Genomic DNA, 21,606 nt, shown 5'->3' with positions numbered 1-21,606 from the left:
CCGCGGGGGCGGATTCCCTTGTCCGTCAAGCGGGTTGCTGCTGGGTGGCCGCGTGAATCCCGCCGCCGCCCTCGGCGACGGCGTTGAACTCCACCGGGACGATCTCCCGGCCCGGGAACGCATCGGCGAGGATGCCCGCGGCGCGATCGTCACCGTGACGGTCGCCGTAGGCGGGCATGTAGACCGCGTCGTTGCCGACGTAGAAGTGCACGTAGGTGTACAGGAACTCGGCGCCGCGCGTGCCGGGCATATCGGCCCGATTCGGTTGCGGCAGTTCGATGACCTCGAAACTGCGCCCCGCGGCATCGGTGGCCTCGCGCAGGATCTCGCGGGCGCGGGCGGCGGCGCGGGCGAAGACGTCGTCGCGATCCGGATCCACCGGCAGATCCACCACGACCGTTCCGGGCCGGGCGAAACGCGCCACCGCGTCGACGTGGCAGTCCGTCACTTCCCGGCCCGCGACGCCCTGCAGCCACACCACTTTTCGCACGCCGAGCAGGTCGCCCAGGGCACGTTCGATCGCGTCGTGGTCACTGTCCGGATTGCGCGTCGGATTGACCAGGGAACTCTCGGTCGCCAGCAGCGTGCCCTCGCCGTCGACCTCGAGCGATCCGCCCTCGGCGACGATCGGCGCGACCACCCGCTCGATTCCCTCGTACTCCAGCATCTTTCGCGCCACCCGTGCGTCGAGGTGGTATTCGGCCTTCTGCCCCCAGCCGTTGAAGTTGAAGTCGATACCCACCACGTCGCCGCCGGGCGCCTTCACGAACGTCGCACCGGTATCGCGCACCCATAAGTCGTCCAGCGGGGCCGAGACGACCTTGACCCCGTCACCGACGACCTGGCGCGCATCCTCGACATGCTCGCGCCGCGCCAGCAGCGCGACCGGTTCGTGCTCGGCGATGGCATGAGCCAGTCGTGCCACATCCGCGCGCGCCGCGGGCAGTAGTTCCTCCCAGACGGACTCCTTGGCGGGCCACGCCAACCACGTCCGGGCATGCGGCGCGGACTCGGCCGGCATCACATAGCGCGTCATGATCTCCGACCGTATCCACTCGGTCCGACATGCGCCATGAATTGCCGGGTTGCCGCCTTGTCATCGGGCGGATACGGCGTGGCGTACCGCGTGTCGGATCACCCGTCCAGTCCGCTATGTCTCGATTGCGCCGCCGTTCTCGTCCGTGAACGCCGCGAGATGGTCCCGCACCCACTGCGCATACGTCCAAGGTGCGCGGCCGAGCACCCGCTGGACGTCATCGGTGACGGTGGTGTTCCCGCCGTCGCGGACGAAGGCCGAACCGCGCAGCACCACATCGATGTACTCCTCGGACAGCCCGCGCGCCCGCAGATGCGCCAGTACCGCGTCCTGCGACAGCGGTGCGAGCGTCACCGGGCGGCCCAGTTCGGTGGCCAGCACACTGGCCTGATCCGGTTCGGACAGCGCCACGGATCCGGTCAGCGTGTACACCTGCCCCGCATGCTCGTCGGACACCAGCGCCTCGACCGCCACCGCCGCGACGTCCCGCGGATCGATCACCCCCTGACCGCCCGTCCCGGTGCGGATCGGCACCGGTTCGCCGGTCCGGATCGCCTCAGCCCAGGCGAGCGTATTGGAGGCGAATGAGCTGGGGCGCAGGATCGTCCACGTCAGACCGCTGTCCCGCACCGCCTGCTCACCGGGTACATGCCAGTTCGCGAAATCCTGCAGCGCGGGATCGCCGGTGCCGATGGCGGAGAGCTTCACCAGTCGCCGCACGCCCGCCGATCGCGCCGCGGCGACCAGTGCGACGTCGCTGTCGGGTCGGCCCGGTGCGGGGATATTGACCAGGAATGCCGCCTGCACATCCGCCATGGCCGCGGCGACCGAGGGCGGATCCGCGTAGTCGCCGCGCACCACCTCGACCCCCTCGGGCATCCGCGCCGCCTGCGGATTCCTCGTGAATGCGCGAACCTGCTCGCCGCGTTCGACCAATTGCCGAACCACAGCACCGCCGATGGCACCCGTGGCGCCTGTCACCAGAATCATGGGCTCAGCCTGCTGCGGTCCGGGGTCACCGGCATAGGAGAATTCGGCACGACCATTCCCGGCCCGACGCGCCTACAGTCGGCTCGGTGAGCGTCCTGTCCCTCGCGCCCGTGCGCACCACCGAGCAGTTCGAGCAGCTGCTCGCGGCTCCGGCGGCTCTGCGACCGTGGGTCACGGGCGTCGGCCGCATCCCGTTCCTCGACGATCTGGCCGAGCCGTTCACTCATGTGCCGCATGCGGTGACCACCGTGGTCATCCGGGCCGAGCGGTCGGGCCGCCGCGACGTCGCGGTGGTCGGCCCGCGCACCCGCGCGACGTACAAACGGGCCGAGGAATCCGCGACCTGTCAGCGATTACGCCTGGCCCCCGCCGCGGTGCGACCGCTGCTGGGCGTCGCCGCGATCGAACTGACCGACCGCGTGCGCCCGCTGGCGGACTTCCCGGGCCCGCTGGCCGGATTCACGGACCGACTGCTGCACAGTACCCCGGACGAGGCGCTGCGCATTCTGGAATACGCACTGCCGCACATACTTTCCGACGATCCGGAGCACCACCGCCAGCGCCGAATGCTGGACACGGCCACCGCGATCCTGGCCGAACAGTCGATCCCCGTCCCCGAGGTGGCCGCCCGTCTCGCCATCAGCGAACGCCAACTCCGCACCCTATTCGCCACCGGAATCGGCCTGTCCCCCAAGCAGTTCTCCCGGATCGGCCGCCTCCGCCGCGTGCTGGCCGATCCCACCCCGGACCCCTTGGCCAGCACCGCCGCCACGCACGGCTACTACGACCAGTCCCATATGACCGCCGAATTCCGCACCCTGATGGGCACCGCCCCATCGGCCTACTTCCGCGGCGCCCTCCCTGCCCCCACTCCCTGCACCACGGCTTTCCGCAGCTGATACCCATCAACCCACAAGCGTTGCAGCGCAATCGAACCCGTGACTCCGCCGCCGCCTCGACGCTTCACTCCGGGCCGAGGATACCGTTCAGGAGTTGGTTCAGGGACCACTCGAATTCGGCGACGAAGTCGAGGTGGGACAGGTGCGGGCGGGTGGCGGTGAGGGCTGGGTAGATGGCGGGGTCGACGGTGAAGCCCGGGTGGCCGAGCGGGTGGTCGTTGACGATCTGGCCGATGAGCAGGTGCCAGGTGGCGCGGTAGGCGTGGGCGGCGGCGGCCTCGTCGAGACCGGCCTCGAGGAAGGCGGCGATCGCGGCCTCGGCGAACGGGAGGGAGGTCGAGGTGACCGGCGGCGCCTTCGGCAGCCAGCTCGCCACCGCCCTGATGGTCGGCTCGGTCACCACCGGATTCCCGCTCACCTTCTGGATCGCCGCCGCCATCGGCGTCATCGGAGCGGCGGCCACCCGGCGCGGCGATGCCACTCCGTCGAATCGGGCCGTCACACAGTAGCAGCCGGGCACAGCCACGAGGACGGACCCGGCTGGTCCGACAGTCGCCGCCGAACGATCCGATCCGCGGCTCAGCGCTCCGCTCTACGCTGGGCCGCGGCTCGACGACGCGCGAGTTCCTCTTCATCCAATACCGCCGCCCGCTCCGGAGTGGGCGCGCCGCCGCCCAATCGGGCGGGCACCCAGCGCGCGCCCGCGGGCATGTCGTATCCCACCTGCGCCTGCTCGAGCAGATCGCCCATGCGCGAACGCAATTCGGCGGTCAGCTCGTCCACTCCGGCGGCGGTGAGTTCGCCGGGCGGCGGCGGGACGGGCTCGCCGATGCGAATGTGGATCGGGAAATGTTTGCGGCCCAGTTCCTTCGGGTTGTCCTTGGTCCAGATGCGTTGCGCGCCCCAGATCGTCATCGGCACGATCGGCGTACCCGATTCGATCGCCATCCGCGCCGCGCCGGATTTGAATTCCTTCAACTCGAAACTGCGGCTGATCGTCGCCTCCGGATAGACGACCACGATCTCACCGTCCCGCAACGCCGTCACCGCACGCCCGTAGGACTCCGCACCGTGGCTGCGATCGACGCCGATCGCCTTGCAGTGCTTCATGAGCCAGCCGACGATGCCGTGCTCGAGTTCGGCCTTCATCATGTAGCGGACGTTGCGGCCCGAGCGTCGGCCCACCAGGCCGACCTCCATGAAATCCAGGTAGGCGGTGTGGTTCACGGCCAGTACCGCACCCCCGGAGCGCGGAATGTTCTCCTGCCCGGTGATGTCCATCCGCAGGCCCTGCGCCCGGAAAATAGTGCGGACCAATCCGGTGAGAACGTCGAATACGGGTTCGCGCGCCATGTTCACAACTCCTGTGCATCCACTCTCGGTGCCGGACTACCGATCCGGTTCGCCGGTAGCCGAATTCCGTTCCGCCGCAGCGCGTTCGGCCTTGGCGGCCGCGTCCGCGGCATCCATCGCGTTCGCCTCCTCCAGTGTGGGCGCACCGCCGCCCAGCCGAGCCGGAACCCAGTATGCGCCCGGTTCGAGCTGGTAGCCCTGCTGCAACTGCTCGAGCATCTGCTGCATCGTCGCGCGCAGGCGCAGGGTCAGTTCCGCGGCCACCTCGCCGCTATCCCCGTCGCCCATCACGGGCGGCGCGATCGGCTCACCCACCGCGATCCGGATCGGAGTGTTGGTGCGGCCCAGGCGTTTGGGATGCCCCTTGGTCCACACCCGCTGCGCGCCCCAGATCACCATCGGGATGATCGGCACGCCCGATTCGATCGACATCCGAGCCGCGCCGGATTTGAATTCCTTGATCTCGAAACTGCGGCTGATCGTCGCCTCCGGGTACACCCCGACCAGCTCACCGCGCCGCAGATATTCCAGCGCGGCCTTGTAGGAGTCGGCCCCGGCCGAGCGGTCCACCGGAATGTGCCGCAGCGCGCGCATGATCGGACCCGAGACCCCGCTGTCGAACACCTCCTTCTTGGCCATGAACCGGATGTACCGTTTCGGGGTGCGCGCGGGCAGCCCGGCATAGGTGAAGTCCATGTAGCCGGTGTGATTGATGGCGATGACCGCGCCACCGACGGCGGGGATGCGCTCGGCCCCTCGGACATCGAATTTCAGCCCCTGCGCGAAGAAGACGGTGCGGGCCAGGCCGATGATCGACCGGTAGACGGGTTCCACAATTCCGCTAGCGTAGTCCCCGGCACATCGGGCTACACCCAGGCGTGTGTCGCAGTCCACACACACGCCTGCCAGACAACCGCACACGCGTACAGGAAAGAGGTTCACCGCAGTGAAATTTCCCCGACCGGCTTCGCGTGGACGTCTCCGATACGCACTGGCCGGGGGCCTGGCACTGATCGCGGCCGGACTGGTCGCGGGCTGTGATTCGCGAGTGGGGATCGAGGGCACCGACTACAACACCGACGAACCGCCTGCCCCGCTGGCCACGGCCTCGACCGCACCCACGACCCCGTCGGCCGCCGTGGCGGCCGCACCGGTCCTGCCGAAGCCGAAGCCGGGCGAACTCGCGGTGACCGTCTCGCTCACCAAACCCGATTCCGACGCCGCCGACGCGCTGACCCGCTGGGCCATGGACCTGCAATCGGTCTCACCCACCCGGCTGCAGGCCAAATGCTGGACCCTGGCCCCGCAGAACGTGCAATCCATGTACACCGACAAGAAGGCCATCCTCAGCGCACTGGCCCGCCCCGGCGTGGACGACGGCACGGCGATCACCTGGCAGGGCACCGGGCGCGGAGCGGTCACCGTCGTGGCGCAGCACACCGATATCGCCACCGGATACGCCTGCCCGCGGGTCTTCCAGACCGGGACGACACCGACGTTCAACGACGCCGACGCCCGGCACACCGTGCGCCGCTACCTCGACCGCGTCACCGGAACGCCGCTCGACCCGGCCGACAAGGAGACCACCCACCCGCTGCGGTGTACCGCGGCCACGGGAATCTGGGATCCCACCGGCGCCGGCCGGACCACCACCGCGCCGCTGGCCACCGAGCCCGGCAAGCTCGACGACGTGCAGTCCTTCGTCGACCAGTCGTTGACCTCGGGGACGTTGCGGGGGTCGTACGTCACCGTCTCGGCCTCGGTCCTGACCACCGACGGAGTCGAGCAGACCCGGACATTCACGCTCAAGTCCGGCAAGCAGGGTTACTGCATCGGCGACGTCTCCTCGTAGTCGGTACCCTGGTTGACCGGAAACATCTGGAGGAAGGAAGTTCGTGGAGATCACCAGCGTCGGGCACGCCGGGTTCCATATCCGCACCGCGGCCGGGACGATCCTGTGTGATCCCTGGGTCAACCCGGCGTATTTCGGGTCCTGGTTCCCGTTCCCGGACAACACCGAACTGGACTGGGACGAACTGGGCAACTGCGACTTCCTGTACGTCTCGCACCTGCACCGCGACCATTTCGACGCGAAACATCTGACCGACCACGTCAGCAAGGACGCGACCGTCCTGCTGCCGGACTACCCGGTCCCGGATCTGCGCCGCGAACTGGAGAAGCTCGGCTTCACGAAGTTCATCGAAACCGAGACCTCGGTGAAGCGCACCATCACCGGGCCGGGCGGCGAGATGGACATCATGATCATGGCGCTGCGCGCCCCCGCGGACGGCCCGATCGGCGATTCCGGACTGGTCGTCTCGGACGGCGAGACGGTGTGCTTCAACATGAACGACGCCCGCCCGGTCGATATGGACGTCCTGCACGAGACGTTCGGCCACATCGACATCCATCTGCTGCAGTATTCGGGCGCGATCTGGTACCCGATGGTCTACGACATCCCGGCCCGCACCAAGTCGAATTTCGGCAAGCAGAAGCGGCAGCGCGGGATGGACCGGGCGCGCAGCTACATCGAGCAGGTCGGGGCGACCTGGGTGGTGCCCTCGGCCGGTCCCCCGGTGTTCCTGGACGACGAACTGCGCTACCTGAACGACGATCGCGGCGACGAGGGCAACATCTTCCCGGATCAGATCGTGTTCCTGGAGCAGATGCGGATCCACGGCAATGCCGGTGGCGTGCTGATGATTCCGGGTTCGGTGGCCGATGTGCGCGGCAAGGAACTCGAGCTCACCCATCCGGTCGATCCGGACGAGATCTACGGCGACAAGGCCGAATACATCGAGCGGATGGCCGAGCGGATGGCGCCGGCGCTGGCCGCGGAGAAGGCGGGCTGGGCCACCGGCGAGGAACCGCTGCTGCCGCAGCTGAAGGATCTGTTCGAGCCGATCATGGCGCAGAGCGATCTGATCTGCGACGGCATCGGCTATCCGGTCGGCCTGGTGCTCGGTGAGCAGACCTTCGTCCTGGACTTCCCGAAGCGGACGGTGCGTGAGCCGATCGAGGGTGAAGGCCGCTACCGCTACGGTTTCCGGATCGATCCGCAGCTGGTGCGCACGGTGCTGCGCGATCACGAACCCGACTGGGTGAACACGATCTTCCTGTCCACGCGGTTCCAGGCGTGGCGCATCGGCGGCTACAACGAATTCCTCTACACCTTCTTCAAATGCCTCACCGACGAGCGAATCGCCTACGCGGACGGCTGGTTCTCCGAGGCGCACGACGATTCGGCCTCGACCGAACTGGCCGGCTGGGAGGTGCAGCGCCGCTGCCCGCACCTCAAGGCCGACCTGTCCAAATTCGGTGTGGTGGAGGGCAATACCCTCACCTGCAACCTGCACGGCTGGCAGTGGGATCTGGAGTCGGGACGGTGCAAGACCTCCAAGGGCCACGAGCTGCGCTCGCGCAAGCTCTGAGGACCGAAGTTCCGCCGCGGAACACGTTCCGGTAGTGGGCTATTCGCCCGCGGCGGACATGCGGGCCTCCTCCAGCACCTGCAGCGTGGCCACCGCGTCGTTCGGGTCGACCGGGACGGGAGCGTCGTCGAGCAGGGCGGCGGCCATCTCTGCGTAGAAGGCCGGATAGTTGCCCGGTTCGCTGGGGACCGGTTCGGTGTCGTCCGGCGTGCCGACCGTGCCCCAGTGCTCGGGGTCCACTGTGCCCCAGGGCTTTCCGTCGCCGGGTCGGTGGCCCGCACGCAGCGCGTCCTCCTGCGGATCCAGTCCGAAGGTGAGATAGCCGCGCTCCGAACCGAGTACGCGCATCCGCGGGCCCAGCTGGGGTGCGACCGCGCTCATCCACAGATGGGAGCGGATGCCGGAATCGTGTGTCAGCGCGATGAACGCATCGTCCTCGGCCCGCACATCGGCTCGGCGAGAGTCCAATTCGCAGTAGACCTCCGTCGCGGGGCCGAACAGGGTCAGCGCCTGATCGACCAGGTGACTGCCCAGGTCGTAGAGGATGCCCGCCCCGTCCGCGACCTCGCCGACCTCGCGCCAGCTTCCTTTGGAGACCGGCCGCCAGCGCTCGAATCGGGACTCGAACCGGCGCACCTCGCCGAGCTCGCCCGCCTCGATCAAGCGGCGCAACGTCAGGAAGTCGCTGTCCCAGCGGCGATTCTGGAAAACCGTCAAGGCCAGATCGGCCCGCTCGGCCACCGCGATCACCTCCAGCGCCTCATCCACGGTGAGCGCGAACGGCTTGTCCACCACCACCGGAAGTCCCGCGCTCAGCGCCTCGGTCGCCAACCTCGCGTGCGTCCGATTGGGTGTGGCGATCACGACCAGATCGATACCGTCCGGATCGGCGAACAGCTCATCGGTCGTATTCACCACCCGCACACCCGGATACGCCGCGCGGGCCCGCTCCGCGCGCTCGGGGGCGGAGGTGACCACCGCGGCCACCCGCATCCGCGGCTCGGCGGCGATCAGCGGCGCGTGGAACACCTCTCCGGCCAGCCCGTACCCGACCACGGCCACACCCAATTCCGCCATCCAGCTGCCCTTTCACTTCGACCGTCGCCTCGTGCGGTATCGGTTCACCCGAGATTGTCCGGCACGACGCGGCCTCTCGCGAGGCGACCCCGCCGATCGGCTATTCGGTGCCGAAAGCTCCCGAATCGTGGCCGGTGTCCATCGGAATCCAGCCGTTGCTGGAGAATTCCCGTTCGGGCGCGCCCGCCCCGACCAGTCCGTGCTGATCGTTGAGATCGTTGATGAGGTCGGCCACCGGATGCGAATCGCTGTAGTGGTAGCCCTGCGCCAGGGCGAAACCGAGTTCGGTGAGCACCGCGGCCTGATATTCGGTCTCCACGCCCTCGGCGATGACCTGCAGATCCAGCGATCGGCTCAGCGCCGCAATGACTCCCAGCAGCGGCGGAGCCGGGGAATCGGCGCGGATGGCCGCCACGAAGGACTGATCGACCTTCAGGATGTCGCTGGGAATCGTGGCCAGGCGGCTCAGCGAGGAATAGCCGGTGCCGAAATCGTCGATGGCGATGCGCACACCGCGTTCGCGCAACGTGCTGAGATTGCCGATGGCCGTCTGGGATTCGGCCGCCAGCTCGCTCTCGGTGACCTCCAGCACGAGCTGGTCGGCGGGCCAGCCGGTATCGGTCAGAATGCCCGAAACCCGGTCGGCATAATCGGATTCGGCCAGTTCCAGACCGCTCACGTTGACGTTCAGGGTCAGATCGAGCTGGGCGAAGGTCTCCTGCAGACGCGCGGCGTCCGTGCAGGCCCGGCGCAGCACCAGCTCGTCCAGATCGGCGATGAGGTCGTATTCCTCGGCGATGCGGATCAGGCCCTCGGTGGTGACGTCCGGCTGCGCGCTCGAGGACCAGCGCAGCAGCGCCTCCACCCCGACCGCCCGGCCCGCGCCACCCTCGCTCAGGCTCACGATCGGCTGGTAGTGCACATCGAGCGCACCCTTGTCGATGGCCTCGCGCAGCTCCACCGCCAGCGGCAGCTGCCGCGAGGACTCCAGCACCGTCCGATTGCGGCCGGCCTGCTTGGCCCGGTAGAGCCCGACGTCCGCGCGGCTGACCAACAGCGATCCGGATTCGCCGGGCTGCCAGGAGGTCACGCCCGCGGAACAACCGGTGGTGACCGCGGCCCGCAACTGTTCGGTGAGCAGGATCGCGGCTTGCTCGGTGGTGTTGGGCAGCAGCAGGGCGAAGGCGTCACCGCCGTAGCGGGCCAGCTGCTGATCGGGGGCGAGCAGTTTCGACCAGGTGTCGCTCACGCGCTGCAGGACCGCGTCACCCGCGCGATGACCGAGATGATCGTTGATCTTCTGGAAGCGGTCCAGATCCACCAGAACCAGTGCGAGTCCCTGGCCGCTGCGGGCGGCGTGCGCGATCGCGTTGCTGAGCGTGCGATCGAAGCCGCGCCGATTGAGCAGTCCGGTCAGCACATCGATGTCGGCGTCCGAGGCCATCCGGGTCAGAATGCCCACCACGATGCCGGCCCCGACCGTCACCCCGGCCGGGATCACCCCCGCCCACCAGGGCAGATCCCGCGAGGGAACCACCCACAGGCACAGCAGCACCGCGAACGTCACATGGGCCGCAACCCATTGCCAGGCAAAGAAAATCGCGGCATCGCAAGCGATGAAGACGTAGAACGCGGACAGCCCGATCGCCCCGACGGTGTTGGGGAACCAGTGCACCGCGACCGTCACCAGCACCGTCGCGAGGGCGACGTAGCCGTGATGGATCGAATGCGGCAGCCGCGGCCCCCAGATCAGCAGGCTCACGCCCAGCAGCAGCGCCACCGCAGCGGCCGCACCCACCAGCGGCCGGTTACCTTCCGAGCCGGGGGCGATCGCGGTCAGCAGCAGACCGAGCACCCCGCCCATGACGTAGAACGCCCCGGTGGTCCGGGCCATGACCCTTGCCGTCGCCAGCGCCGAAACCGTCCGCACCCGCGTCCGGGTATCGCCGCGCGAGCCGATTCCGCGCACGGCCCCTAGCCTAGACATAGTTGACCCGAGCAGTAGTCACATCCGCAGGAATCGGCGGGCAAAGTCGGATCCGGAGCCCACCATCCCCGGTTTCCCTCGGCGAGTCGGGAAATGCGGGCGCTCTTTCGAATTCGATCGCAAACCATTAGCTACCCATTCCCGGAGGATCCGTGACGTCGTGCCCTAGACCGCTTCCAGAACCTCCTTGCCCACGAACGGCACCAGCGCCTCGGGCACCCGCACCGATCCGTCGGCCTGCTGATGGTTCTCCAACATGGCAACGATCCAGCGCGTGGTGGCCAGCGTGCCGTTCAGGGTCGCGGCGATCTGCGGTTTGCCGTTCTCGTCGCGGTAGCGCACCGACAGCCGGCGTGCCTGGAACGTCGTGCAATTCGAGGTCGAGGTGAGCTCGCGGTAGGTCTGCTGGGTGGGCACCCAGGCCTCGCAGTCGAATTTGCGCGCCGCGGAGCTGCCCAGATCACCGGCGGCCACATCGATCACCCGATACGGCACCTCGATCGCGGCCAGCATCTCCTTCTCCCAGCCGAGCAGACGCTGATGTTCGGCGTCGGCGTCCTCGGGCTTGCAGTAGACGAACATCTCGACCTTGTCGAACTGGTGCACCCGGATGATGCCGCGGGTGTCCTTGCCGTAACTGCCCGCCTCCCTGCGGAAACACGACGACCAGCCCGCGTAGCGCTTGGGACCGGCCGACAGATCCAGGATCTCGCCCGAGTGGTAGCCCGCCAGCGGGACCTCCGAGGTGCCGACCAGATACAGGTCGTCCTCCTCGAGGTGGTAGATCTCCGCCGCGTGCTGGCCCAGGAATCCGGTACCCGCCATGATCTCCGGACGCACCAGCACCGGCGGGATCATCATGCTGAACCCGTTCGCGGTGGCGCGCTGCGCGGCGAGTTGCAGCAGGCCCAGCTGCAGCAGCGCGCCGTATCCGGTCAGGAAGTAGAACCGCGCGCCGGACACCTTGGCCCCGCGCTCCATATCGATCAGCCCGAGCGATTCGCCCAGTTCCAGGTGGTCCTTCGGCGTGAAGTCGAATTCGGGTGCGCTGCCGATGGTTTCGAGCAGGACGAAATCGTCCTCGCCGCCCGCGGGCGCGCCCTCCTGCACGACGTTGGACAGCGCGCGCTGCGCGGTGTCCAGTTCGGCGTTCGCGGCATGCTCGGCGGCCTCGGCCTCCTTGACCTTCGCGGACAACTCCTGCCCGTGCGCGAGCAGACTCGCCCGCTCGTCGGGAGACGCCTTACCGACCTTCTTGCCCAGCGCCTTCTGCTCGGCACGCAGAGAGTCGGCCGTCGCCACCGCGGCGCGCCGCGCCGCATCGGCCTCGAGCAGTGCGTCCACCAGCGCCGGGTCCTCGCCCCGGGCCCGCTGTGACGCGCGGACGACATCGGGCTGTTCCCGCAGGAATCGGAGGTCGATCATGGGCCATAAGCCTAATAGGCCCGGTCCACTCGTATTCCGCAGGTCCGCAGCCTCCTCGCCGACACGGCAACGTCCGATCGAACGCAGACCCGCCCCGGACACCTCGTTCCGACCGGTGAGACCCAGGGGGCCGCGAACCCGCCGTAGCGAAGCGGAGGCAAAAGATACCGTGCCATGATGGGTGCCGATGTCCTTCGAACATGCGCCCACGCGCGAGCCCGAGAACGGACCCGACCCCGAGTGGGCCGAGTCGGCTTCCGAGTGGGACGACACCGCCGAGCCGGATCCGGCCGCACCACGTGCGGGCAGGCACGTACACCTGCCTGCGCACAAGATGCGCTGGGGTCTGCTCGCGGTGGCCGTGGGTGCGGTGGTCGCGGCGATCGTGACGTTGTCCATCTCCGGATTCCGTTCCTCGCACGGACTCGAGGCGCGCGATCCCGGCGGCGGGGGTCCGGCCGGACGGAACAATTCGGTCTTCGGCACCGCGAATTCGGGCGACTGCCTGAGCTGGACCAACGCCAAGACCCTGGATCTGGCGAAGGTCAACTGCGCGGACAAGCATCTGTTCGAGGTCACCGCCGACGTCGATCTGAGCGACTATCCGGGCCGCGAATTCGGTCCGGGCACCCGCTTCCCGGATTCGCTGCGTTTCGCCGAGCTGCGTGACGAGCACTGCGTCACCGCGGCGCAGGCCTACCTGGGCGGACGCCTGGACCCGCGCGGACGTTTCGTGGTCGGCATGATCAATCCCGGCGAGCCCGCGTGGAACAAGGGCGATCGCACCGTGCGCTGCGGACTGCAGCTGGTCAGCGCCACCGGCAACGCCACCCAGCAGAGCGTCGGGCGCGTGCGCGACAGCGATCAGTCGCGCATCTTCGATGCCGGCACCTGCATCGGCATCAACCAGAACCTGCCGACCAACGAACCGGTCGACTGCGCCGATCCCCATGCGTACGAGGTGATGTCGACCGTCGACCTGGGGCAGCAGTTCAGCAGCGGCACGCCCGGGAACGCCGATCAGGACAAGTACATGCAGGATCAGTGTTCACACGTCGCGGATTCCTATCTCGGCGGGCCGAAGGCGCTGATCAACAAGACGCTCACCATCTTCTGGGACAACATCGACGCCCGCAGCTGGCTGGTGGGCAGTCACAAGCTGAACTGCCTGGTGGGCAAGGGCACTCGGGACGGGTTCTCCTCGATCACCGGAACGGCCAAGGGCAATATCATGATCGACGGCCAGGCTCCGGTGCCGCCGCCGAGTACCGGCCGCTCCACCCCGGCCCCGCTGCCCGGTGCGGCCCCGCCGGTGCGATGACCCCGCGGGACCGATCGCGATGACCGTGTCGATGTCACCGGAGCGGTTCGAGGAATTGGTCGGTGACGCACTGGATCTGATCCCGCCCGAACTCACCCGGGCCATCGATAACGTGGTGGTGCTGATCGAGTCACGCAATCCGGAGGATCCGCACCTGCTCGGTCTGTATCAGGGCATCGCCCTGACCGATCGGGTCGACAGTCAATACGCGGGTGCCCTGCCGGACACGGTCACCATCTATCGCGACCCCATTCTCAGGATGTGCGACAGCGCTGAGCAGGTCGTGAACGAGGTGGCCATCACCGTAATTCATGAGATAGCTCACTATTTCGGGATTGACGAAGCCCGGCTGCATGAGTTGGGATGGGGATAGTCTTGTCTGCGGAGTGAGTCAAGCCCGTAAACTTCGGACTCGAGGGAACCGGATCGCGGGCTGCCGCGTCCAAGAACTCGTAGGGGGAATTCTCGTGGTTCCACCGAGGGGTCGGCCTGTGTCGGTCCTACAGTTGACTAGCTGCCACCAGAAGGAGTTCGAGTCATGGTAGATCTCGTTCACGTCGATGCCGAAATCGTGCTCGCGGCCGCCGGTGAGCTCGACCTGCTCGCCGATCGCCTCGCCGCCGCCCAGGGGCTGAGCGGTCCGGCCACCCACGTCATCCCTTCGGGCGCCGAAGAGGTATCCCTCTTGGCCTCCAACCACTTCAACGAGGGCGCCGCCACGCACGACGCGTCGATCGCTCAGGGCATCGTCGAACTGCGCAACGCCGCCACCACGTTGCGGATCCAGGTGGCCGAGTACGCGGCGCAGGACGCCGTCCGCGCCGCGGGTATCACCGCCGTCCAGACCGCGCTCGAGCTCTGACCCGAGACCTCCACTTCAACGTCAACCACAGGGGAAAAGAACAATGGTTGCAGGAATTACCGGCGTGGTCTGGGAAGCCCGTCCGGCAGAAATCAACTCGGCCACACTGCATCTCGGTGCGCACGCGATCCCGATCTCGGCCGCGGCTCCGGCCTGGGCGGGTCTGACCGCGGCATGGACCGATGCCACCGCGACACTCACGCGCGTGATGGCCGAACTGGGCGTCGGCCTGTTGGGCGTCAACGGTATCGCCGCGATGGCCCAGATCACCGCCTTCACCGGCTGGTGCGGCGAGCAGACCGCGATGGCCGCCGCGATGGGCGCCAAGGCCGCCGCGAATGCGACCGCCTATACCGTTGCCTCACTGGTCATGCCGAGCCCGCCGGAGATCGCGGCCGTCGACGCGGCCCGCGTCGCGGCGCACGCCTCCGGCGGTGACGTGTGCGGCGCCGGCGAGGCCGCGGAGGCCGCGTACATGGAGATCCAGATCCGCGCCGCGCTGGTGATGGAGACCTACGAGGCCGCCACCTCGCTGATGGTCGCCACCCCCGCCGCCTTCCTGATGCCGCCGCCGATCGCGATCGGCGCCGGAGCCGTCGGTGGCGCACTGGATGTCGCGCAGGCCGTGCAGGCCGATGTCAACCCGGTCGCCAATGCGATCTCCGCCGCGCAGACGGCGGTGTCCAGCCCGGGTGCCTCCGATGCCGCGACCCAGGTCGCGGGCGTCGCCGGATCCGTGGCCACCTCGGCCGTCCCGACGGTCGGCGATGCCGCCGGCAGCGCGATCTCCGCGGCTACCAACACCACCGCCGCCGCGCCGGGCATGTCCACGAGCATGGTGGGCGGACTCGGTGGCCTCGGCGGCGGCGCCATCGCCACGCGGGCGGTGTCCTTCGCGGGCGGCGGCTCGGTCGGCATCGGCAACGGCGCGGGCAACCTGCAGATCCCCGAGGGCTGGGGCGCGGGTCTGGGCACCAACTTCCCGACCGCCACGGCGCCCGAGATCGCACCGACCACCCCGGCGAGCGCCAACAGCACCCAGCCCGCCTCGACCCGGCCGGTCAGCAGCGGAAATCCGTTGCTGGGCAACCAGGCCGAGGAGGAAGAGGATCTCGAGCACAAGAACGAGCTGGTGCACGGCGAGTACTTCAACGACGGACGGATCATCGCGGCGGGTGTCATCGGGGGCGACCCGAACGCGGAGTCCGCTAGGTGACAGTTCTCGGCGGCGCTGGACGGGGTGGGGCCATGCTCGAATCGGTAGTGCTGACGCTGGACGAGATGCAATTCCTGCTGGACAAATTGCAGATCAGCCAGGTTCCGGTCGTACTGGACACATTTGCCCGGTACGACACGGACGTCAGGCGTAAAGAGGCGTTCGATGCGGCCGCCGAGTCGCTCGCGGCGCGCGATCTTCTGGACGGTGAATTCGTTCACCGGGATCTGGAGGATCGGCTGCGGGCACTCGACCGGCCGCACTGGGCGATCGCGATACGTTGGTACGTCGGCGAACTGGTGAACCGGATGTGCATCGCCAAGGGTGAGGAGATGGAGGTCGTCGCCCTGCGCGGGCCCGACTCCTACGTCATCAGCGAGGCGTCGCATGATCTGCCCGGCACCATCGTCGCCGCGCTGGGCCCGGCCGATCCGCTGGAGCTCGAGGGTATGAACGTGCTCACCGAGGACCTGGAGCCCATCCTCAACGACGCGGGTGACAGCAATGCCACCGCGCAACGCCTGAGCCGAGTGGGCCACCCGCCCCGGGACGCGCAGACCTTGGCCGCGGCCTTGGTCGAGATACCCTCGCACGCCTCGATCGTGGGCGTGATCTACGGAGACGGCAGCCGCGACATCGCGGACGGTGCGGTCGCGATGTTCAACACCCGCAACGGCCGGTTCATCACGACCACCACCCGCTCCGAGGACGACGTGCAGTGGACGTCGCTGGCCTCGGGCACCACAGGGCGGCTGCGCACGGCGATCAAGGACCTCATCGAAAAGCTACCGCTGCGTGAGGAATTCAACCCGCCCGCGGGTGGAATCTGAGTGCGTTCAGCCCATCGGATTATCGGCGTCGGGCGCGGCCTCCCCACCGAACGGCGGGGTGAACCGGCCCCAGCGCGTGCATTCCCAGCCGAGGAATTCGGTTCCGGCATAACGCGGTAGCAGCTCGATCGTCTCGGTGTTGTCGAGATGGTTGTTCGTGGTGAACGGCGGGGTGACCCCGCCCAGCGTCATCCCGACCAGCCGCATGGCCGCGCCATGGCTGACCACCAGGACGTCGCCGTCCTCGCCCGAGGACAACTGGGTCCGCCGAAGCTCCTCCAGCACGGGCAGATACCGGTCGAGCACGTCGCGACCGGTCTCGCCGCCGGGCAGCCGCCGGTCCAGTTCGCCCAGATGCCAGGATTTGTAGATCGTCTGGAAGAGTTCGTGTGCCGCATCGGCATTGCTGCCTTCCAGCTCGCCGACGAACACCTCGGACAGGCCGTCCAGTGCCTGTGCGGGCACCCCGGTCACCGATTCGATGTGCTGCGCGGTCTGCCGGGCCCGCAACGCCTGTGAGCTGAACAGTTTGCGCGGCGGTGCGGCCAATGCGGCGCCGAACGCTTTCGCCTGTGCCACACCGCGTTCGGTGAGCGGCCGGCCCGGCACCCGGGTATCGAGAATCTTGGCGACATTCCCCTCGGTCTCACCGTGCCGCACCAGGACGAGTCTGCCGCTCATAGATCGGCCGTTCCCTTCTTCAGATCCGCCAGCCATGCGGCGGCGGGTTCATCGGGCGGCGGCGGGGCCCCGGTGGGCGAGCCCGCGGGCCACGAACCGAGGAAGCGGATCCGCCCCGCGGTGCGATGCAATGCCTTGAGCGCCTCGGCAACCGCGGTGTCGTCGATATGACCGACGCAGTCCAGGTAGAAGCGGTAGGTGCCCATTCCGGTGCGGGTGGGCCGGGATTCGATGCGGGTCAGATCGACTCCGCGCGTGGCGAATTCGGCGAACACCCGCATCAGCGAACCCGGTTCGTTGGCCAGTTCCAGCACCACCAGCGAGGTCCGGTCCGCACCGGTGCGCGGCGGGGCCTGCCGAGGCCGGGTGACCAGGACGAATCGGGTGACCGCCTGATCGTGATCGGCCACCCCGGAGGCCAGTGCCGCCAGACCGAGTCGTTCCCCGGCCAGCGTGGTCGACACCGCCGCATCGGCATGTCCGGCCACGACGTCCTCGGCGGCCGCGGCATTGGAGGCCGAGGTGTACATCGCGGCCTGCGGCAGATGTTCGTCCAGCCAGCCCCGGACCTGAGCCGCGGCCACCGGATACGCGGCGACAGTGCGCACGTCGGCGAGGGCGATCCCCGGCCGGGCGACGATCGTGAAGGCGACGTCGAGTTCGGTTTCGGCCACGATCTGTAGCCGCGGCCCGAGGGCGAGCGCGTCGAGCGTCGGCGAGATCGACCCCTCCACCGAACTCTCGATCGGCACCACCGCACCCTCGACGGCACCGGCCCGGATCAACTCCAGCGCCGCACCCTGACTGGGCGCGGCGACCCGCTCGACCGGCTCGTCGAAGACGTCGGTGGACTCGAGCTGGACCAGGGCCATCTCGGTGAACGTTCCGGATGGTCCGAAATAGGCGATACGCGGCACGGATACGACATTACCGACCGGTTGCCGGTGGGCTCGGAGTTTGCAGCACTTCCAGGGCTTTCGCGACGCCGTCGGGCGTCTCGGATTCGATCGCGAGCAGCACCTCGCGCAGTGCCTCCACAGCGGCCGGGGCCAGCCCGCGCAGGAATTCCAGGTCCGGATGGGTCAGTGCGCGGCGGATGTCCTCACCGCACAGCGCAGCAACGGTCGCCGCGACCACGGCCACGGCCCGCTCCCCCGAATCGGTGCGGGCGACGAATCCGCCGACGGAATGCGCGGCCACGACGAGGAATTCGGCCACCTGCACATCGGACGCTCCGGCATCGAGCACCGGCGCGGCGGGAGCCTCGGACAGCGGCCGGACCAGCCCGTCCGTCAGTCCGGCCCGGGGCGCGGCGGGCATGGACAAAGTCAGCGGAACCGGTTCGGGAGCAGTGGAATCGTGCGGCACATTTCCACCGTAGCGATCGAAATGCTTGCACAACCGGGCAGATTCACTTAGCTTAGGTTTACCTAACTGACAGATCGTGGCCGGGACCAGCCCTGGAGGTAATGCATGCGACCGAATCCGACCCTCGCGCCGTCCACCGCCGAACGGATCCGCAACGCCTGCGTGCACGCCGATCACGCGACGCTGGCCCTGCCCGGAATCGATCCCGCGACCATCACGGTCCACCACCTCCGCCAGTGCGGCGACGCCGTGGTCGCGGTGCCGATGGACTCACCCGCGGTCGCCGCCGCGGCGCGCGGTGGTGAGGGTGGCGTCCAGGCCGTTCTCGAACTCACCGATCGCACACCGCTGGCGCTGCGGGAGCCGGTCCGGGCGCTGGTCTGGCTGCGCGGGCGCGTGCGCGCCGTCCCCGCCGGAACCCAGCGCCTGCTCGCCTCGGCCGTCGCCGAGGATCATCCGCATCCCGCCCTGCTCGACGTCGGGCACACCACCACCCTGCTGCGCCTGATGATCAATTCCGCGGTGCTGGCGGATTCGACCGGCGCGGAATCGGTCTGCCACGCGGATCTGCGCGAGGCGCGGCCCGATCCGTTCTGGGAACTCGAGGCGGCCTGGCTGCAGCATATGGACGCCGACCACGCCGACGTCGTCGCCCAACTCGCCCGCCACCTGCCGACCCGCCTGCGCGGCGGCGCCATCCACCCCCTCGCGATCGACCGCTACGGCATCAGCCTGCGCGTCGAGACCGACGAGGAGGATCACGACGTGCGCCTGTCCTTCCAGACTCCGGTCGAGGACATCCAATCCCTCAGCCGCGCAGTCCGAATCCTGGTCGGCTGCCCCTTCCTGCACGGCATGCGCCGGATGTAGTCCTCTCGGAGTTCCGCAGCAGGCAGCGCGGTCGGGATGGACGCACCCGGATTAGATTGGCGGGATGGATTCGGCTGCTGATGCTGTTCCGGTGTGGCCTGCGCCCGCCTCCGATCGGGAGCGATGGGCGATCCGGATCGAAATTCTCATCGTTCTGGTCGTCACCTTCGGACTGAGTGGGGCCAGTGCGGCGCTGTCGCTGCTGGAAAGCGCGCTGGCGCCGGGTGGGGTCGGCGGGCAGTCGGTGGCGCTGAATCCGTCGCGGGCCACGCAGTCGACCATCGATCTGCTGTTCCAGCTGTTGAGTGTGCTGCGATTGCTGGGCTGGGGCGCGCTCGGGCTGTATCTGTTGTGGCGCAGCGGATTCGGGCCGCGCCTGGTCGGCCTGGCTCGAATCCGGTTGCGCCGCGACGTCGTTCCCGCACTCGCGCTGGCGGCCCTGATCGGGCTGCCGGGTCTGGGGCTGTATCTGATCGCGCACGCACTCGGGTTGAGCGTCACCATCGTGCCCAGTTCCCTGGGCGATCACTGGTGGCGGCTGCCCGCGCTGATCCTCGCGGCGGTGGCCAATGCCGTGGCCGAGGAGGTGATCGTGGTGGCCTACCTGATCACCCGACTGCGGCAACTGGATTGGTCGCCGAACCGCTCGCTGCTCGCCTCGGCTCTGCTGCGCGGCAGCTATCACCTCTATCAGGGCCTGGGCGGTGGCCTGGGAAATCTGGTGATGGGCCTGATCTTCGGCACGTTCTGGCGACGCACCAACCGCCTGTGGCCATTGATAGTGGCGCACGCCACAATCGACTGCGTCGCGTACATCGGTTACACCGCACTGCACGGCCACGTCTCCTGGCTCCCCTGAAACGCTCAGCTTCTCCCGTTACTATCGCGGAGATGAACGGCGAGCGACCCCCGTACGATCCGCGGGATCCACGGATGCGCCGGGTGCCGCCGAACGGCCCCGGTGCGCGGCGGCCGATGCCGGGTGGTCGAGGTGAACCGCCGCGCATCGAACCCAACCAGGTCATGTACAGGGACGGCCGAGAACAGCCGCTGGCCTGGTCGCGAGGCGGCCCGCAATCCCCACCGCCTCCCCCGCCGCGCGATCGGGGTCCACGACAGGGGTCGGATCGAGGTTGGGCGCCGACACAGCGTCCGGTGCCGTATCGCGAGGGGCCACCGCCGTCGCCGCCCGTCTCGCCCACGCGACGCCAGGAACCTGCGCCGCGTCAACCCCGGGTGCGTCGTCGACGGCATTGGGGGCGTTGGCTTCTGGCGCTGCTGCTCGTGCTGATCATCACACCGACCGCCGCCGGGATCTACCTGGACAGTTCGCTGCATCGGATCGACGCGCTGGGCGCCTATTCCGGACGCGTCGGGCAGACCTCCGGGACGAACTGGCTGCTCACCGGCTCGGACAGTCGCGAGGGGATGACCCAGGCGCAGGAGCAGCAGCTCTCCACCGGCGACGAGGCCGACGCGGGCGGTGAACGCAGCGACACGATCATGTTGGTGCACATTCCGCAGTCGGGCCCGACCACCATCGTCAGCCTCCCGCGCGATTCCTATGTGCCCATTCCGGGTCACGGCCGCGACAAACTGAATGCGGCCTTCGCAGTGGGCGGCCCGAAACTACTGGTACAGACCGTGGAAACCGCGACCGGTCTGCATATCGACCATTTCGCGAAGATCGGCTTCGGCGGCTTCGCCAATATGGTCGACGCGGTCGGCGGCATCGATATGTGTCTGCCGAATGCGATCGATGATCCGAAGGCCGGTCTCAATCTGCCCGCGGGCTGCCAGCACCTCAGCGGCCCGCAGGCACTCGGATTCGTGCGCACCCGCGCCACCCCGCGCGCGGACCTGGACCGGATGAACAATCAGCGCATGTTCCTCGCGGCCCTGCTGAAGAAGGCGACCAGCGCGAGCACCCTGGCCAACCCGTTCAAACTGTGGCCGCTGGCCACCGGCGTCACCGGCACACTGCAGGTGGACAACGGCGATCACATCTGGGACCTGGGCCGCCTGGCCTGGGCACTGCACGCGAACACCGTCGCGACCACCGTGCCCATCGGCGGTTTCGAGACCGTCGACGGCAGCGGCAGCGTCCTGCTCTGGGACAAGACCCAGGCCAGTCAGTTCTTCGCCGACCTCGCCGCCGACAAGACGATTCCGGACGATCTGCTCACCAAATGAGTTCGCCGCGTACGCATTCCGGCCGGTGACGAGCCGAGTCCCTCGCGAGCGGGTCCTCGGCTCGGCC

Annotated in this window: 22 protein-coding genes; 11 read left to right on the top strand and 11 right to left on the bottom strand. The window is 68.4% G+C overall.

Features of this window, described 5'->3' with window-relative positions; genetic code table 11:
- Window positions 1–25: 25 nt before the first annotated feature.
- Window positions 26–1,036: an agmatine deiminase family protein gene (locus tag ON40_RS00740; RefSeq protein WP_051192454.1), complete on the bottom strand. Its 1,011-nt coding sequence runs from the start codon at window positions 1,034–1,036 to the stop codon at window positions 26–28.
- 114 nt (window positions 1,037–1,150) lie between these two features.
- Window positions 1,151–2,026 carry an NAD(P)H-binding protein gene (locus tag ON40_RS00735; protein WP_040817153.1) on the bottom strand — a complete coding sequence of 292 codons (876 nt, stop codon included), beginning with the start codon at window positions 2,024–2,026 and terminating at the stop codon, window positions 1,151–1,153.
- An 86-nt stretch (window positions 2,027–2,112) separates the two neighbouring features.
- Between ON40_RS00735 and ON40_RS00730 the strand changes: the two genes are divergently transcribed.
- Window positions 2,113–2,925, top strand: coding sequence for an AraC family transcriptional regulator (locus tag ON40_RS00730; protein WP_051192452.1), 813 nt, complete (start codon window positions 2,113–2,115; stop codon window positions 2,923–2,925).
- 64 nt (window positions 2,926–2,989) lie between these two features.
- Here the strand turns inward: ON40_RS00730 and ON40_RS00725 are convergent, their stop codons facing one another.
- The 3 genes from ON40_RS00725 to ON40_RS00715 form a co-directional block, all read right to left on the bottom strand.
- On the bottom strand, window positions 2,990–3,427 hold the full coding sequence (locus ON40_RS00725) for a hypothetical protein (protein ID WP_157186146.1): 438 nt from the start codon (window positions 3,425–3,427) through the stop codon (window positions 2,990–2,992).
- 77 nt (window positions 3,428–3,504) lie between these two features.
- Window positions 3,505–4,278, bottom strand: a complete 774-nt coding sequence (locus ON40_RS00720; RefSeq protein ID WP_040817259.1) for a lysophospholipid acyltransferase family protein — start codon at window positions 4,276–4,278, stop codon at window positions 3,505–3,507.
- A 36-nt stretch (window positions 4,279–4,314) separates the two neighbouring features.
- Window positions 4,315–5,112 carry a lysophospholipid acyltransferase family protein gene (locus ON40_RS00715; protein WP_040817150.1) on the bottom strand — a complete coding sequence of 266 codons (798 nt, stop codon included), beginning with the start codon at window positions 5,110–5,112 and terminating at the stop codon, window positions 4,315–4,317.
- Window positions 5,113–5,224: 112 nt separating this feature from the next.
- On the opposite strand from ON40_RS00715, the gene ON40_RS00710 reads away from it, so the two are divergent.
- Both ON40_RS00710 and ON40_RS00705 read left to right on the top strand, forming a co-directional pair.
- Window positions 5,225–6,130, top strand: coding sequence for a hypothetical protein (locus tag ON40_RS00710; protein WP_040817148.1), 906 nt, complete (start codon window positions 5,225–5,227; stop codon window positions 6,128–6,130).
- Window positions 6,131–6,173: 43 nt separating this feature from the next.
- On the top strand, window positions 6,174–7,709 hold the full coding sequence (locus tag ON40_RS00705) for a Rieske 2Fe-2S domain-containing protein (RefSeq protein WP_040817147.1): 1,536 nt from the start codon (window positions 6,174–6,176) through the stop codon (window positions 7,707–7,709).
- A gap of 39 nt (window positions 7,710–7,748) precedes the next feature.
- Here the strand turns inward: ON40_RS00705 and ON40_RS00700 are convergent, their stop codons facing one another.
- The 3 genes from ON40_RS00700 to serS all read right to left on the bottom strand — a co-directional run bounded on the left by ON40_RS00700 (window position 7,749) and on the right by serS (window position 12,198).
- Window positions 7,749–8,786: a Gfo/Idh/MocA family protein gene (locus tag ON40_RS00700; RefSeq protein ID WP_040817145.1), complete on the bottom strand. Its 1,038-nt coding sequence runs from the start codon at window positions 8,784–8,786 to the stop codon at window positions 7,749–7,751.
- 100 nt (window positions 8,787–8,886) lie between these two features.
- On the bottom strand, window positions 8,887–10,755 hold the full coding sequence (locus tag ON40_RS00695) for a putative bifunctional diguanylate cyclase/phosphodiesterase (protein ID WP_245567599.1): 1,869 nt from the start codon (window positions 10,753–10,755) through the stop codon (window positions 8,887–8,889).
- Window positions 10,756–10,938: 183 nt separating this feature from the next.
- Complete coding sequence (gene serS, locus ON40_RS00690; protein ID WP_040817138.1) at window positions 10,939–12,198, bottom strand: serine--tRNA ligase; 1,260 nt, start codon at window positions 12,196–12,198, stop codon at window positions 10,939–10,941.
- 187 nt (window positions 12,199–12,385) lie between these two features.
- Here serS and ON40_RS00685 point away from each other — a divergent pair, with 187 nt between their 5' ends.
- The 5 genes from ON40_RS00685 (at window position 12,386) to ON40_RS00665 (ending at window position 16,427) form a co-directional block, all read left to right on the top strand.
- On the top strand, window positions 12,386–13,519 hold the full coding sequence (locus tag ON40_RS00685) for a septum formation family protein (RefSeq protein ID WP_083895316.1): 1,134 nt from the start codon (window positions 12,386–12,388) through the stop codon (window positions 13,517–13,519).
- Between the two features lie 19 nt (window positions 13,520–13,538).
- Window positions 13,539–13,892, top strand: a complete 354-nt coding sequence (locus ON40_RS00680) for a metallopeptidase family protein (RefSeq protein ID WP_040817254.1) — start codon at window positions 13,539–13,541, stop codon at window positions 13,890–13,892.
- Window positions 13,893–14,057: 165 nt separating this feature from the next.
- Window positions 14,058–14,381 (top strand): PE family protein, encoded by a 324-nt coding sequence (locus ON40_RS00675; RefSeq protein ID WP_040817136.1) that lies wholly within the window; start codon window positions 14,058–14,060, stop codon window positions 14,379–14,381.
- 43 nt (window positions 14,382–14,424) lie between these two features.
- On the top strand, window positions 14,425–15,597 hold the full coding sequence (locus ON40_RS00670; protein WP_040817134.1) for a PPE domain-containing protein: 1,173 nt from the start codon (window positions 14,425–14,427) through the stop codon (window positions 15,595–15,597).
- 32 nt (window positions 15,598–15,629) lie between these two features.
- On the top strand, window positions 15,630–16,427 hold the full coding sequence (locus ON40_RS00665) for an ESX secretion-associated protein EspG (RefSeq protein WP_040817131.1): 798 nt from the start codon (window positions 15,630–15,632) through the stop codon (window positions 16,425–16,427).
- Window positions 16,428–16,433: 6 nt separating this feature from the next.
- On the opposite strand, the gene ON40_RS00660 is transcribed toward ON40_RS00665, so the two are convergent.
- Genes ON40_RS00660 through ON40_RS00650 form a run of 3 tightly spaced genes read right to left on the bottom strand, consistent with a single transcriptional unit; the run spans window position 16,434 to window position 18,476 of the window.
- A complete protein-coding gene (locus ON40_RS00660; protein ID WP_040817129.1) occupies window positions 16,434–17,108 on the bottom strand; it encodes a histidine phosphatase family protein in 675 nt (224 codons plus the stop codon).
- Window positions 17,105–18,025 (bottom strand): prephenate dehydratase, encoded by a 921-nt coding sequence (gene pheA / locus ON40_RS00655; RefSeq protein WP_040817127.1) that lies wholly within the window; start codon window positions 18,023–18,025, stop codon window positions 17,105–17,107. Before pheA ends, ON40_RS00660 begins: the two co-directional genes overlap by 4 nt.
- Before the next feature lie 10 nt (window positions 18,026–18,035).
- Window positions 18,036–18,476: a hypothetical protein gene (locus ON40_RS00650; protein ID WP_040817125.1), complete on the bottom strand. Its 441-nt coding sequence runs from the start codon at window positions 18,474–18,476 to the stop codon at window positions 18,036–18,038.
- Window positions 18,477–18,581: 105 nt separating this feature from the next.
- Here ON40_RS00650 and ON40_RS00645 point away from each other — a divergent pair, with 105 nt between their 5' ends.
- From ON40_RS00645 to ON40_RS00635, 3 genes are all read left to right on the top strand, one after another.
- On the top strand, window positions 18,582–19,346 hold the full coding sequence (locus tag ON40_RS00645; protein WP_040817123.1) for a DUF2470 domain-containing protein: 765 nt from the start codon (window positions 18,582–18,584) through the stop codon (window positions 19,344–19,346).
- Between the two features lie 64 nt (window positions 19,347–19,410).
- Entirely contained in the window at window positions 19,411–20,205 is a 795-nt protein-coding gene (locus ON40_RS00640; RefSeq protein WP_040817121.1) for a CPBP family intramembrane glutamic endopeptidase, read from the top strand.
- A 32-nt stretch (window positions 20,206–20,237) separates the two neighbouring features.
- Window positions 20,238–21,539: an LCP family protein gene (locus tag ON40_RS00635; RefSeq protein WP_083895305.1), complete on the top strand. Its 1,302-nt coding sequence runs from the start codon at window positions 20,238–20,240 to the stop codon at window positions 21,537–21,539.
- The last annotated feature ends 67 nt before the right edge of the window (window positions 21,540–21,606 follow it).

It is taken from the genome of Nocardia jiangxiensis NBRC 101359 (genome assembly GCF_000308615.1).
GTDB classification, from domain to species: domain Bacteria; phylum Actinomycetota; class Actinomycetes; order Mycobacteriales; family Mycobacteriaceae; genus Nocardia; species Nocardia jiangxiensis.
The sequence above is the reverse complement of the archived record's forward strand: the minus strand, read 5'-3'. Positions and strand labels throughout refer to the sequence as shown.

What these genes read in the sequence shown, in the direction of transcription:
- ON40_RS00670 (WP_040817134.1), top strand. Translation starts at nt 14,425, where the DNA reads ATGGTTGCAGGAATTACCGGCGTGGTCTGGGAAGCCCGTCCGGCAGAA.
- ON40_RS00680 (WP_040817254.1), top strand. Translation starts at nt 13,539, where the DNA reads ATGACCGTGTCGATGTCACCGGAGCGGTTCGAGGAATTGGTCGGTGAC.
- ON40_RS00635 (WP_083895305.1), top strand. Translation starts at nt 20,238, where the DNA reads ATGAACGGCGAGCGACCCCCGTACGATCCGCGGGATCCACGGATGCGC.
- ON40_RS00720 (WP_040817259.1), bottom strand. Translation starts at nt 4,278, where the DNA reads ATGGCGCGCGAACCCGTATTCGACGTTCTCACCGGATTGGTCCGCACT.
- ON40_RS00685 (WP_083895316.1), top strand. Translation starts at nt 12,386, where the DNA reads ATGTCCTTCGAACATGCGCCCACGCGCGAGCCCGAGAACGGACCCGAC.
- ON40_RS00700 (WP_040817145.1), bottom strand. Translation starts at nt 8,786, where the DNA reads ATGGCGGAATTGGGTGTGGCCGTGGTCGGGTACGGGCTGGCCGGAGAG.
- ON40_RS00640 (WP_040817121.1), top strand. Translation starts at nt 19,411, where the DNA reads ATGGATTCGGCTGCTGATGCTGTTCCGGTGTGGCCTGCGCCCGCCTCC.
- ON40_RS00740 (WP_051192454.1), bottom strand. Translation starts at nt 1,036, where the DNA reads ATGACGCGCTATGTGATGCCGGCCGAGTCCGCGCCGCATGCCCGGACG.
- serS (WP_040817138.1), bottom strand. Translation starts at nt 12,198, where the DNA reads ATGATCGACCTCCGATTCCTGCGGGAACAGCCCGATGTCGTCCGCGCG.
- ON40_RS00660 (WP_040817129.1), bottom strand. Translation starts at nt 17,108, where the DNA reads ATGAGCGGCAGACTCGTCCTGGTGCGGCACGGTGAGACCGAGGGGAAT.
- ON40_RS00735 (WP_040817153.1), bottom strand. Translation starts at nt 2,026, where the DNA reads ATGATTCTGGTGACAGGCGCCACGGGTGCCATCGGCGGTGCTGTGGTT.
- ON40_RS00675 (WP_040817136.1), top strand. Translation starts at nt 14,058, where the DNA reads ATGGTAGATCTCGTTCACGTCGATGCCGAAATCGTGCTCGCGGCCGCC.
- ON40_RS00645 (WP_040817123.1), top strand. Translation starts at nt 18,582, where the DNA reads ATGCGACCGAATCCGACCCTCGCGCCGTCCACCGCCGAACGGATCCGC.
- ON40_RS00665 (WP_040817131.1), top strand. Translation starts at nt 15,630, where the DNA reads ATGCTCGAATCGGTAGTGCTGACGCTGGACGAGATGCAATTCCTGCTG.